General features: G+C 47.1%; 12 protein-coding genes. 4 read left to right on the forward strand and 8 right to left on the reverse strand.

The window, feature by feature from the left end:
- Nucleotides 1-77: 77 nt before the first annotated feature.
- The 4 genes from accA to dnaE form a co-directional block, all read right to left on the reverse strand.
- Entirely contained in the window at nucleotides 78-1,013 is a 936-nt protein-coding gene (accA, locus tag MKY22_RS11850; RefSeq protein ID WP_023469039.1) for an acetyl-CoA carboxylase carboxyl transferase subunit alpha, read from the reverse strand.
- Nucleotides 1,000-1,860: an acetyl-CoA carboxylase, carboxyltransferase subunit beta gene (gene accD / locus MKY22_RS11855; protein WP_023469040.1), complete on the reverse strand. Its 861-nt coding sequence runs from the start codon at nucleotides 1,858-1,860 to the stop codon at nucleotides 1,000-1,002. The genes accA and accD overlap by 14 nt, the downstream gene beginning before the upstream one ends.
- Nucleotides 1,861-1,881: 21 nt before the next feature.
- Nucleotides 1,882-2,400: a FadR/GntR family transcriptional regulator gene (locus tag MKY22_RS11860; protein WP_341088943.1), complete on the reverse strand. Its 519-nt coding sequence runs from the start codon at nucleotides 2,398-2,400 to the stop codon at nucleotides 1,882-1,884.
- A gap of 102 nt (nucleotides 2,401-2,502) precedes the next feature.
- On the reverse strand, nucleotides 2,503-5,664 hold the full coding sequence (dnaE, locus tag MKY22_RS11865) for a DNA polymerase III subunit alpha (RefSeq protein WP_341088944.1): 3,162 nt from the start codon (nucleotides 5,662-5,664) through the stop codon (nucleotides 2,503-2,505).
- Nucleotides 5,665-5,810: 146 nt separating this feature from the next.
- On the opposite strand from dnaE, the gene MKY22_RS11870 reads away from it, so the two are divergent.
- Nucleotides 5,811-6,005 (forward strand): hypothetical protein, encoded by a 195-nt coding sequence (locus tag MKY22_RS11870; RefSeq protein ID WP_023469043.1) that lies wholly within the window; start codon nucleotides 5,811-5,813, stop codon nucleotides 6,003-6,005.
- A gap of 64 nt (nucleotides 6,006-6,069) precedes the next feature.
- Here the strand turns inward: MKY22_RS11870 and MKY22_RS11875 are convergent, their stop codons facing one another.
- A complete protein-coding gene (locus MKY22_RS11875; RefSeq protein WP_035396547.1) occupies nucleotides 6,070-7,005 on the reverse strand; it encodes a DHH family phosphoesterase in 936 nt (311 codons plus the stop codon).
- Between the two features lie 63 nt (nucleotides 7,006-7,068).
- Here MKY22_RS11875 and MKY22_RS11880 point away from each other — a divergent pair, with 63 nt between their 5' ends.
- Entirely contained in the window at nucleotides 7,069-7,377 is a 309-nt protein-coding gene (locus MKY22_RS11880) for a YtpI family protein (RefSeq protein ID WP_023469045.1), read from the forward strand.
- A 51-nt stretch (nucleotides 7,378-7,428) separates the two neighbouring features.
- Here MKY22_RS11880 and MKY22_RS11885 read toward each other — a convergent pair whose 3' ends face one another.
- On the reverse strand, nucleotides 7,429-8,739 hold the full coding sequence (locus tag MKY22_RS11885) for a DRTGG domain-containing protein (RefSeq protein WP_023469046.1): 1,311 nt from the start codon (nucleotides 8,737-8,739) through the stop codon (nucleotides 7,429-7,431).
- Nucleotides 8,740-8,894: 155 nt separating this feature from the next.
- On the opposite strand from MKY22_RS11885, the gene MKY22_RS11890 reads away from it, so the two are divergent.
- The gene (locus MKY22_RS11890; RefSeq protein WP_149427715.1) at nucleotides 8,895-9,998 is read left to right on the forward strand and encodes a M24 family metallopeptidase; all 1,104 of its coding nucleotides are present in this window, start codon (nucleotides 8,895-8,897) and stop codon (nucleotides 9,996-9,998) included.
- A 253-nt stretch (nucleotides 9,999-10,251) separates the two neighbouring features.
- Here MKY22_RS11890 and MKY22_RS11895 read toward each other — a convergent pair whose 3' ends face one another.
- Nucleotides 10,252-10,977: an SDR family oxidoreductase gene (locus MKY22_RS11895; RefSeq protein ID WP_214727543.1), complete on the reverse strand. Its 726-nt coding sequence runs from the start codon at nucleotides 10,975-10,977 to the stop codon at nucleotides 10,252-10,254.
- Between the two features lie 154 nt (nucleotides 10,978-11,131).
- Between MKY22_RS11895 and MKY22_RS11900 the strand changes: the two genes are divergently transcribed.
- A complete protein-coding gene (locus tag MKY22_RS11900; protein WP_029342342.1) occupies nucleotides 11,132-11,569 on the forward strand; it encodes a universal stress protein in 438 nt (145 codons plus the stop codon).
- Between the two features lie 108 nt (nucleotides 11,570-11,677).
- Here MKY22_RS11900 and MKY22_RS11905 read toward each other — a convergent pair whose 3' ends face one another.
- On the reverse strand, nucleotides 11,678-12,283 hold the full coding sequence (locus tag MKY22_RS11905; RefSeq protein ID WP_050678579.1) for a 3D domain-containing protein: 606 nt from the start codon (nucleotides 12,281-12,283) through the stop codon (nucleotides 11,678-11,680).
- Nucleotides 12,284-12,378: the final 95 nt, after the last annotated feature.

Consider the following 12,378-nt stretch of genomic DNA (forward strand, 5'->3'; position numbering starts at 1 on the left):
GCATAAACTTTCACTTGTTTTTTCATTACCGATTCCGGAAATGAGGAATATCAATCATGATAGCGATTACATGGTGCTTATGTGCCAATTTGGTGATATTTTTCGGTCCGCTGATCAATGAGCTCTTCCTTGGTCAGGTGAACCAATGATTCGAGCTTCTGTACCAATACAGTTTTTAATTTATCCGCCTGTAATGACACATCGAGATGCGCCCCTCCGACGACTTCTGGAATGATGGCATCCGCGATCCCGAGTCGTAATAAATCAGGTGCTGTGATCTTCATCGATTCTGCCGCTTTCTCCGCAAGACTTGCATCTTTCCATAACAATGCTGCAGCACCTTCGGGAGAGATGACCGAATACGTTGAATTCTCGAGCATCAAGAGTTGATCACACACTCCGATTCCTAAAGCACCACCTGATCCACCTTCACCGATGACGATTGAGATGATTGGAACCGTCATACCAGCCATCTCAAACAGGTTTTTCGCGATGGCCTCACTCTGACCACGTTCTTCTGCTGCACGTCCTGGGTAAGCCCCTTTTGTGTCGATGAACGTAATGATCGGTCGATTGAATTTCTCTGCTTGTTGCATGAGACGTAGTGCTTTTCGATACCCTTCCGGATGTGGCATCCCGAAATTACGACGAATGTTTTCTTTTGTATCTTTTCCGCGTTGATGACCGATGATCGTCACCGGACGACCATTCAGTGTTCCGATTCCACCGACGATTGCCGCATCATCATATCCATGACGATCGCCATGCAGTTCGATAAAATCTTCACAAATGGATTCAATGTAATCGAGTGTCGTTGGACGTTCTGGATGACGTGCCAATTGAACACGATTCCACGCTTTCATATTCCCGTAAATATCGAGTTCTAACCGATGAAGACGTTCTTCAAGAAGTTGGAGTTCTTCCTTGAAGTCTAGTCCTTGTGTTTCCGCCATATCATGGAGCTCAAGAATTTTTTCGCGTAACGCGATGACTGGTTGGTCAAATGGTTGCATGGTTCGTTCCCTCCGCATGTAGCTTTAAGATTCGCGTATAGTACGTTTTCAGATCATGTCGTGATACGACATCGTCCAGTTGACCTGCTTGTAATAAGAATTCTGCTGTTTGGAAATCTTCCGGTAGTTTTTCACGTATCGTCTGTTCGATGATCCGTCGACCTGCAAACCCGATCAACGCCCCCGGTTCAGCGATGTTAAAGTCACCGAGCATCGCAAAACTTGCTGATACCCCGCCGGTCGTCGGATGAGTCATACAAGAAATATAAAGTAATCCAGCATCTGAATGCTGTTTTAAGAAGAGACTCGATTTCGCCATCTGCATGAGACTAACCATTCCCTCTTGCATCCGTGCTCCACCTGAAGCGGAGAAAATCGTGACAGGTAGACGATGTTTCGTTGCGTAACGAACCGCTTCAGAAATCGCAGCACCAACCGCTGCACCCATCGAACCCATCCGGAATCGTGCATCCATGACACAAGCGACGAGTGGGTGACCATTCACATTCCCGACGCCACAGACGATCGCTTCCTCAAGACCCGTTCTGACTTGGTCGCCCTTTAATTTTTCCGGGTAATCCTGGAATCCAAGCGGATCCGCTTGAACTGCCGGTAAGTCGAAATACGTCACCGAACCTTCATCGAATAATTGCGTAAAACGTTCTTGCGCGGTCAACGGGTGATGATACCCACATGAACAGACACGTAAGTTCGCCTCCAGTTGTTTCGTATATTGGATTAATTTACATTTCGGACATTTCGTCATTAGGCCTACTGGCACATCGACACGCTGCTCCTTCGAAGTCAGCGTGACGAACTTTTTAGGTTTTCGAAAAAATGCTTGCACGTACAGTTCCCCCTTGTCATCCTATGGGCGGTTCAAGAGTTGTTCCCGTTCCGCCTGCGTATAGAGTCCCCCTTGACCGAAGCTTTTATGGAAGGCATTGACTTGTCGCCAGATTCGTTCAAACAAATCGTTATCGACCGTCTGAATCAACGTCTCACGAAACGCTGCATCGGATGATACGACTGGTGCAAGCACCGAAAGGTCATCCAGCTGCGCGAGCGCTGCTTGCTCAAGCAAGCGGAGCGTTCCTGCCAAGTCTTCGAACTTCGAATCGCCAGTCACTAAGAATTGAGCGATGATTTGAATATAGGTATGATCGTCACGGTTCAATAGAAAGCTTCCGCCTCCATGTCGTGTCTCGACGATCCCTAAATAAGCGAGCGTCCGTAATGCTTCTCGTACGGACGGTCGACTGATGGATAGTCGTTCTGCCAGTTCCCGTTCCGATGGAATACGGTCTCCTGGAACTAATCCATCTTGTTCGATCATCAATTTAATCGCCGCGATATTGGCTTCAAACGCATTTCGTTTCTTCTCCATATCGATACGGCACCACCTTTCTGACCCTTCAGTCGGTTGCTTCAATCGGCGGCATTGGTCAGACCAATTACCCCTTATTATAACAAATCTTATTACCTAGTACTAGTTTGAGCGGGGGACATTTTTCAGGACGACATGATCCTCGCCAAACCGAATACGTAGCCGAGCTAGTAATTCCTCATCATGCTGCACTGCATAAAGCGGCGGTAACGATTTCGTCTCACGTGAATCCGCGTAGCGGACGACGACTGGAATATCGCCTGGTGCCGCTTCAAGCAATTGTTCGAGTGCGGCCAGCTCATTTTTTGATGTTAACTTGACGAATAGCACATCTTGTCCAAGCGGACGGAGACGTTCCAAAATGAACTGACGCTCCCCTTCGCGATCCTGCACCTTTAGTTCAATCAATAAGACGTTCCCTAAATAAAGTGATCGACGGAATCGTTCATATTGATTCGGGAAGACGACGACCTCTTCATTCGAATACCCGTCGACTGCCTGAATGACCGCCATCGTTTGACCGCGTTTCGTCTTGAACTCTCGAATCTGATCAATATAACAGACTAAATAATGTGTTTCCGAACCGACGCTAAGGTCATGAAAATAAGCAGATTCAACCGGAGCTTTCATTGCTGTCGTCAACGGCGAATACGTCAACCAGAATCCAAGCGCTTCCCGTTCTAATCGCGCCCAGTCGGAATCACTTCGTTTCGATGACTTCTGTGCCCGGCGTTTCCCGAGAATTGCCAACTCGTCTGGAAGTAATGTATTCGATGACTCGGTGAAATACTCGAGCACCTCTTGTTCGGCGAGTCCTCGATCGCCGTGCGTCGCTCGGTCTAGCGCACCACTGTATAGTAACAATTCAATTTTTGCGCGCTCCTTTTTGCCCCATCCAACGTGGGTCAATAGATCAGCAATCGTCGCAGTGTGCTTCGATGCTTCCTTTACACGCTCGAACTCTCGCTCGGAAATACCTTTAATCACATGGATACCGAGTCGAATCCCTTTACCTTCTAATGAAGAACGATAATCGGAAATCCAGACATCCGGTGATAGGACAGGGAGACGTCGTTCGCGCATCAATCGGACGAGACGCTCCGGCTGTTCGACCGAGACGAGCAAGAAAATGTGCGGGAAATGCGCTTTGATGTACCCGAGGGCATAACTAATCTTTGAATAGGCGACCGCATGGCTTCGGTTGAATCCATACCCAGCGAATCGCTCAATTTGTTCATAGAGTGATTGTGCGATCGCATCATCGAATCCATTCGATTTTGCTCCTTCGAGAAAACGAACCCGTTCCTGTTCGAGCGAATCCGTACTTTTTTTAGAAATCGCACGTCGTAATAAATCTGCTTGCGCGAGTGTAAATCCAGCTACTCGACGGGTGATTTCCATGACTTGTTCCTGATAGACGATGATGCCATACGTTGGTGCAAGTACGTCTTCTAATACGGGATGCAACATCTGATAAGGTTGACCAGCTTTTCGTTTCGCGTACAGATCAATGAATTTCATTGGTCCCGGACGATAGAGTGACATCGTTGCCACCAAATCTTCGAACCGATTCGGTTTGACTTCGCGTAACGTCTGTTTCATACCTGTCGACTCGAATTGGAAAATATCATCCGTCTCGGCGCGGGCAAAGACTTGGAATGTCGCGCGGTCTTCTTCCGGAATTTGCGTGAGCGTAAAGGATGGCTGTTCTCGTCGAATCAATTCTTCCATCCGACGCAAACGACTGAGATTTCGTAATCCTAACAAGTCAATTTTCAACAATCCTTGACGTTCCAATGCCTGCATCAAAAACTGCGTCACATACCGTTCATTTGGTCCCGTTTCAACGGGTGTCGTCTCGACGAGCTGTTCAGATCCAATGACGACACCAGCCGCGTGAACCGAACGTTGTCGCGGGAGACCCTCGACCGCTTGCGCCAGTTGCAATAGTTGCCGGCGTTTTTCGCTTCCAGAGAACCAGCGATATGTCTGCTTATTTTGTTCGATCCCTTGTAACGTCGTTGATTTTCCAAGCTGTTTGACTGCAGCATCTAACTCATCCTTCGAAAACTCTAGCGTCCGTCCGACGTCTCGCAGAGCGGCTTTGGCACCGAGCGTCGACAATGTACCGATTTGAGCAACGTGGTCTTTTCCGTAACGCATCACGAGATCCTCTAATACTTCTTCGCGTCGTTCATCTTCGATATCGATATCGATATCCGGCATGGAAATCCGCTCGGGGTTCAAGAATCGTTCGAATAGTAATCCATATTTCAATGGATCCACCGTCGTGATCCCAAGCGCATAGCTGACAAGTGATCCAGCTGCTGAGCCTCGACCAGGTCCAACGAAGATGCCTTTCGCTTTCGCACTACGTACGAGTTCTTCAACGATTAAGAAGTAATCAGCAAATCCCGTCTTATCGATGACTGATAGTTCATAAGCGAGACGTTCCCGCGCTTCGTTACTTTCATGACCATGTGCCAGTAACCCTTCCTCAGCACGTTTCCGTAATAACGCATTCGAGTCTTCCGCGATACGTGGCAGTGGACGTTGTTGAAACGGTAATTCCAAGCGTTCAGATGTCGTAGCAAACTGCTCCACCATCGTAATTTCTCGCTCGGTAAAGTCTTCGAGTAACTCTTCCCGGGTCTTTAAATGCATCAGACGATCTGTCTTTTGGTCTTGGAACGTCGTCGCCTCACCAATCGCACGTATTGCTTGATACGCTGGCGCTTCATCTCGACGAATGTAACGAACAGGATCGACTGGGATGGTCTCAACACCAAGCGCTGCTGCTACTTCGCGGTAACGCGCACGACTCTCTCGTTCGACCGTTGAGCGACTAGAGGTCACGCCCGTATATGTACGCGCTCCTTGAACGTGTCCCATCCATTGAACGAAGGAACGACGTAGACGCGTCGCATCTTCAGAGGCTTGACGCAGTGGCACGAGCACCGCGATCAGTGATGAAACTTCAGTCTCCCCTTGTTGACTGGCTAGTCGATACAGTTGACGCAGTCCATCAGAAGAAAAAGCAAACCATAAGATACAAAATTCTTCTTCTTCGATTCGCTGCTCCCATCCGACGATCGGTTGCATATTTCGACGCTGACATGCATCGATGAATGCGGGAACTCCTGTCAATGTCGTTTCACAGATGACCGCTCGTCCGATGTGTCGACGGACTAGTTCATCGAGATAGGGCTCGATTCGAACTAAACTCTGCAATGGACTAAACTGCGTTCGAACATTTATATGCATCTTCCATTCTCCTTTCTCTTCTGATGGATATTTTTAAAAGTTTTCAGAACATTCATATCTAACTGACTCAAGTACTCGCCATCTGATTTATTATTCGATACAATAAGTATAGAAATATCATGACGGGTACGGAAGGAGCGTTTCTCATGATTTTGAATCGCAGTCAAATCGCACGTGAAAAAGTCGAACAATTAAAGCTCGGTGTTACCGCTTTTACTGAAACGGAAGAAATCGCTGAGAAGATTCGCAAATCTGTCGCTGAACTTCAACTGAATGTCATTGAAGATCACACAGATCGTGGCGTTTGGTTCATTCCGCAAGACGAAACAAAAACGCAATAAGCGTAAAAGGCTGTTCGCTTCGCTTCCTCAATGAGAGGAGTGAGACCGAGCAGCCTTTTTCCATTTAAAACTGGAAGTTAGCAGCGACCTCGTCCAGACGACGGATGACACGTTCGACCTCACTCAACTGTCCAATCGTTGCACCAGACGCCATCGGATGTCCACCACCATTGAATTCTTTTGCTACTTCATTGATGACGGGACCCTTCGAACGAATCCGGACGCGAACCTCCGTGTCCGTTTCAAGGAACAATGCCCAACACTTCATGCCTTTTAAACCGGCAAAACTATTGACGAGCAACGATGCTTGCTCAACCGTCGCCCCAAACTGCTTCAACGTATCTTGTGTCAATACGACATAACCGACACCTTGATCCGTCAATTGAATATGTTGAAGGACATATCCTTGTAAATGAAGCGCTGCAAGTTCTGTTTCGTACATATTGCGATACAACCAGTCCGTATCGATTCCTGCATCAATCAATTGCGCTGCGACTTCAAATGTTCGTTTCGTCGTGCCACGGAATTGGAAACGTCCTGTGTCACCGACGATCCCAGCGTAGAATTGAATGGCAGCTGATGTTGGAATCTCGTATCCCCATTCGTTCAATAAATGAACGAGCAATTCCGATGTCGAACTCATCGTCGTATCGACGAGTTGCACTGGTGCGTATGGATCTTCATCCGGATGATGGTCGATTTTAATGACGTCTTTTCCTGTCATCGCAACCTTCCCGTCAATCCGCGCTTGATTCGCTGTATCCAGAATCACGACTAACGCCTCTTTGTATAATTCATCGTCTACTTGATCGAGCTCTCCCATGAATGACAATGATGTCGCCATCTCTCCGGCCGTTAATACCGTTTTGCTAGGGAATTGATGTTGTAACGTCAATTGCAAACCGAATTGACTACCGAGTGCATCGGGATCTGGACGTTCATGACGATGAATGATGATCGTATCTGCCGCTTCAATCATTTGTTTGATTTGCTCTTTCACTGTGCACAGCTCCTCTAATCTTGATATGATATGAGATGAAGACAAAAAGGAGGTCCTTTTAACATGCAATTCATCCTCATCGCCCTCATCGTTTTCTCGCTTGGTGGGTATTTGTTAGCAAAACGCCGCGCGTTCCATACGAAAAGCACGAACCGAAAATACTTGTTCAATACGCAAGCGAGCATTTGGTTGAGCTTGTTCGTCATCCTATTCGCCGTCAACCAGTTCGTTTCCGGAAACGGATTAACGACACTCGTCGGGAAAATCGTTTGTTCCATTTTAATCATCGTCGGCGTTGCTTCATTCATCGCCGGATTCATCCGTTACAAAAAGATTTATCCGTATGTCGTCCGCGAGATGGAGCAATCCTGAGCTAGATTCAGAGGAACCGAAGTCCATTGACTTCGGTTCTTTTTGATTCATTTAACGATCGATGAGTTGGGATGTCACGAGTGCCTTCGCAACGATTTGTGTGCCTTGATACATCTCGACATCGACTTTCCCGAATTTTCGACCGACGTCAAAGACATTCGCCCGGATCGTTACCGTGCTCTCGATTTGAACAGGTTTAATGAAATAGATGCTGACGTTCTCGATGACAAGGTCACCTTTTTTCATATGGCGCAACATTCGCGTCGCTCCTTCGACTAGAAGCGTCGTCAACACCCCACTCGAAGCAGTCCCCATGAAGTTCGTCATTTGCGGCGAGACCTCAAGCGATAAGTACGGTCCCCGTTCGTCCTCTGCCGCCTTGATCTGTCCTGTAATTAGATCGTCGAACGTCTCTCCGACTTGTGGCTGACGATTCGCGAGTTGCAGTGCCTTGAGGACGTCTTGACGGCTAATGATCCCGAGCAATCGACCGTACTGGTCGATGACCGGTAACATCTCGATTCCTTCCCAGACCATCTGATGCGCAGAATTCGTGACACTCGTTCGAATACCGACCGTGATCGGATGACGGGTCATGACTTTTTCAACAGCCCAATCATGCGGACGGTCAATGATGTCCTTCGCTGTCACGACACCGACGACCTTCATTTGTTCATCGATGACGGGATAACGGTTGTGTTTCGTCTGCTCATTCAACTCGTGCCAGCGTGAAATCGGATCCGTCGTCTGTAAATAGAACGTATCATGCAACGGAATTAAAATATCCGAAACGAGTAAAATCTCCTTTTTGATCAATCGATCATAAATCGCACGGTTGATCATGGTCGCAACCGTGAACGTATCGTAGGACGTCGAAATGATCGGCAACTCCATCTCATCCGCTAATCGTTTTGCATCCTCCGTCGTATCAAAGCCACCGGTAATCAATACAGCAGCTCCTGCTTCAAGCACGAGTTCATGTGCTTTTTCGCGGTTTCCGATGATGACGAGACTATCGACATCGATATAGCGCATCATGGCTTCGAGCTTCATTGCGCCAATGACGAATTTCGTCAGCGTCTTGTGTAATCCATTTCGACCACCGAGCACCTGACCGTCAACGATGTTCACGACTTCCGCGAATGTCAGCTTCTCGATATTTTCTTTTTGTTTCTTTTTAATCCGAATCGTTCCGACTCGCTCAATCGTCGAGACGAACCCTAAATTTTCTGCTTCCTTGATGGCGCGATAAGCCGTCCCCTCGGATACGGTCAAATCCTTCGCGATTTGTCGGACGGAAATCTTTGTTCCGACATCAAGATCTTCGATATGTCGAATGATCTGTTCGTGTTTCGTAGGCATACTGTATCCCTTCTTTTCCTTTTTTCTACTCTCCTGTCATTATACTGTACTACTCTAAAGATGAAAACGTGTACTAGTCTGATTTACGATAAATGTTTTTCGAACCGGACGATGATATACTTATGTAGAAAATGAGTAGAGAGGTGGAATCATATATGAGCGAACGTACGAACCAAATCAGTGAATTCCTGAAAGAACAAGGAATCGACTTAGCCGTCGTCACTTCGAAGGCAAATGTCTTTTATTTCTCAGGAGTCTACGCTGAACCCCACGAACGTGTCATGGCGGTCCTCGTCGATGTAACCGGCAAACATGTATTATTCTGTCCGGCACTCGAAGCAAGTATCGTTGCAGCGAGTCCTTGGGAAGGAGACGTCGTGACGTATGAGGATCACGAAAACCCGTTTGATCGATTAGCAGAATTATTCGCGACATTCGAGCACTCGAATAACCGAATCGGTATCGAAGGGGAACACATGACGTTCAGTCGCTATCAGGAACTAAGCTCACGTCTCGAGAACGCAGCCATTCTTGATATCGGTGAGTCTTTACAAGCGCTTCGTCTGAAGAAAACACCGGAAGAAATCGCTATTCTTCAAGAAGCAGCCGCACTTGCGGACGAAGCAATCGAAATCGGTAAACAAGCGATCCGCCCAGGGATCACGGAAATCGAAGTCATTGCAGAAATCGAATATGAAATGAAGAAAAAAGGTGTCCGTGAGATGTCATTTGATACGCTTGTCCTATTTGGTGCAAACAGTGCTGATCCGCACGGTGTACCCGGCGACCGTGTCATCCAAGAAGGCGATTTCGTCTTATTCGATCTCGGCGTCGTTTGGAAAGGCTACTGTTCCGATATTACACGGACCTTCATTTATGGCGAAGCGAACGAAGAACAGAAAAAGATCTATGAAACGGTTCGCCAAGCACTTGAAGCCGCGACAGAAGCGAGTCAGATCGGCACGACACTCGGTTCATTAGATAAGGCAGCCCGTGACGTTATTACAAACGCTGGCTACGGACAGTACTTCACGCACCGTGTCGGTCACGGACTCGGAATCGAGGTTCATGAATTCCCGTCTCTCGCGTCAAACAATCTACTGACGGCTGAAGCTGGTATCGTCTACACACTCGAACCAGGCATTTATGTTCCAGGTGTCGGTGGCGTCCGCATCGAAGATGATATTCATCTCACTGCGGAAGGTCCAGTTGCGTTAACTCGCACACCAAAACATCTTCAATCCATTCCGTCATCTTAACTCAAGACAAATGAAGCTGACTCAACAGTCAGTCTCTAAAAAATAAGGGTGGCAGAATGATAATCTGCCACCCTTATCTCGTAGATGACGCGTCACACGCCACTCCTACAGGAAAAGCGCATTTATGCGCTGTCAGAGACGAACAAGACCCGCTTTCCTGCTTAAATGAAGCAGGAAAACTGGCTGGTGTCTCGCCTGAGGAAAGGGCGTGAAAAGACGCGTCATTCTTTTTTTGAGTCAACCTCATTTTCTCTTACTTACGGGATTGATGGACGACATTGACGCCACCAGTCACATCGAGGATTGCTCCCGTGATCATACTTGATTCTTCTGCCAACAAGAAGGAGATCGCGCGAGCGATATCTTCTCCGACACCCGTTCTTCCGACCGGCGTCGCCTCATCTTGCTCCGCTTCAGAAATTTGCTTCGTCTTATTGTCACCAACGATGTTTCCCGGGTTGACCATGTTGACCGTGATGCCGTGTTCCGCTTCTTCAAGCGCTACACTCTTCGTCAAACTCACCATCCCGCTTTTAGCAGCAGCGAACGCCGCCCGGCATACCCATCCTGGCGCTGTTGCACTCTCCGGGAAACCGTACGTAATGATTCGACCGTAGGCTTGCTTACGCATGACAGGCAATACTTGACGCAACAGCCAAAAACTAGCTGTCAGATTTCCGGTGATCACTTCATCCCATTCCTGATCGGTGTAATCCACTAACGCTTTTCGTTCAAATATATAAGGTCCTGCATTAAGTATCAACGCATCAATCCGACCTTGCTCATTGATTGCTTGTTGGGTTGCGCGTTCCAATTCTTCTTGATTCGTCACATCTGCTTGAATCGTTATGAGATTCGGATGTGTAAATTCGGGTTCGGAACGATGAAACGCTGTCACTTTCCAACCTTCTTCCAGCAACTGACGTGTCACTCGTTCTCCCAGTCCTTTTGTACCTGCTGTAATTAACGCGTGCCTCATCTTGGCATCGCCCCCTTTCACTGACTCCATCTTACGACGGAACGGAAAGGAAGAACAATTTTTAGAACTCACTGAATGTTTCGTCCGCTCCCAGTAAGAGAATGGTATAATTAGGGTGTACTCATCATATCGATTACGAAGGGATGGATTCATCATGGCAATAGTCTATCATAATGTACTCGTAGCAGTAGATGGCTCAAAAGAGGCAGAACGTGCCTTCGAGACGGCAATCGATGTTTCATTGCGAAATGATGCAAAATTGATCATCGCACATGTCATTGATACACGGACATTCGCGACAGTAGAAGCCTATGACCGCACCATTACGGAGCGTGCCGAATCTTACGCGAAGGAATTGCTAGACGAATACGTCAAGACTGCTCAAGATCGCGGTGTACAGGAAGTCGAAGTAGCGATTGAATACGGTTCACCTAAAGTAACAATCGCTAAAAAACTTGCCCCTAATCACGATGCCGATTTAATCATCTGTGGCGCAACTGGTTTAAACGCTGTCGAGCGTTTCTTCATCGGTAGTGTCTCTGAAAGCATTACGCGTTACGCAAAATGCGACGTCTTGATCGTCCGTTTATGAATCACTCTTCTACAAAAAGCCTTTCTTCCGTCATTTCAAAGGAAGAAAGGCTTTTTGACGACCTATTTAAATAAAAAAACCATCGAACCAATGTCCGATGGTTTAAAATCATTTGTATTTTACTGTAACCGTACGACGACCCCAGTTGAATGCTTCTGAACGAGAGTAGTAAAGGATATCCATCTTCTTCCCTTTAATGGCACCGCCAGTATCAGCAGCTGTATACGTCCCTTTTAATTTCCCCTTGTAATACACTTTCACTGTCGAACGAAGTGGAATGACACGTGGATCAACCGCTACGACTTTCTTTTTCGAGCTTTTGATGTTCCAACCGATTGCTGTCAGATTACCACTACCTGGATCATACGGTGTGTAGGCTGTTGCGCTTACGTTCGTGATTGTTTTCCAACCACCTGTCGATTGTTTTTTCGAACTGCTTGACGTCACGACTTTCGAGTAGCTTGCGCTAAGGTAAGCTGTTTTACCTTTGTAACTTACTTTATACCAGTTACCTGTTTTTGCTTTGTACGATAACGTTTGGTTCTTATATAGAAGACCGAGCTTTTTCGAAGAAGTAGTAGCTTTCTGACGAATGACTAGGCTATCGACTGTTGACTTGACGCTTTTCTTAGTTGCAGCCTCTGCTTGAAGACCTGCAAACGAACTGAGTGCTAACACGACCGTTAAAACACTTGCGAGCATCCGTTTCATCATGTATTTTCTCCTCCATCATTGTTTCGTGTTTGTTAACTGAGATTAATATACATGACAAAACGATGGAGTGCCGTTACATATAGACCACAAAAATA

Source organism: Exiguobacterium sp. FSL W8-0210 (assembly GCF_038006045.1).
Classification (GTDB): Bacteria; Bacillota; Bacilli; order Exiguobacteriales; family Exiguobacteriaceae; genus Exiguobacterium_A.

Coding starts and splice junctions, on each gene's coding strand:
- accA (WP_023469039.1), bottom strand. CDS start 1,013: ATGCAACCATTTGACCAACCAGTCATCGCGTTACGCGAAAAAATTCTT.
- MKY22_RS11860 (WP_341088943.1), bottom strand. CDS start 2,400: ATGGAGAAGAAACGAAATGCGTTTGAAGCCAATATCGCGGCGATTAAA.
- dnaE (WP_341088944.1), bottom strand. CDS start 5,664: ATGCATATAAATGTTCGAACGCAGTTTAGTCCATTGCAGAGTTTAGTT.
- MKY22_RS11870 (WP_023469043.1), top strand. CDS start 5,811: ATGATTTTGAATCGCAGTCAAATCGCACGTGAAAAAGTCGAACAATTA.
- MKY22_RS11880 (WP_023469045.1), top strand. CDS start 7,069: ATGCAATTCATCCTCATCGCCCTCATCGTTTTCTCGCTTGGTGGGTAT.
- MKY22_RS11885 (WP_023469046.1), bottom strand. CDS start 8,739: ATGCCTACGAAACACGAACAGATCATTCGACATATCGAAGATCTTGAT.
- MKY22_RS11890 (WP_149427715.1), top strand. CDS start 8,895: ATGAGCGAACGTACGAACCAAATCAGTGAATTCCTGAAAGAACAAGGA.
- MKY22_RS11895 (WP_214727543.1), bottom strand. CDS start 10,977: ATGAGGCACGCGTTAATTACAGCAGGTACAAAAGGACTGGGAGAACGA.
- MKY22_RS11900 (WP_029342342.1), top strand. CDS start 11,132: ATGGCAATAGTCTATCATAATGTACTCGTAGCAGTAGATGGCTCAAAA.
- MKY22_RS11905 (WP_050678579.1), bottom strand. CDS start 12,283: ATGATGAAACGGATGCTCGCAAGTGTTTTAACGGTCGTGTTAGCACTC.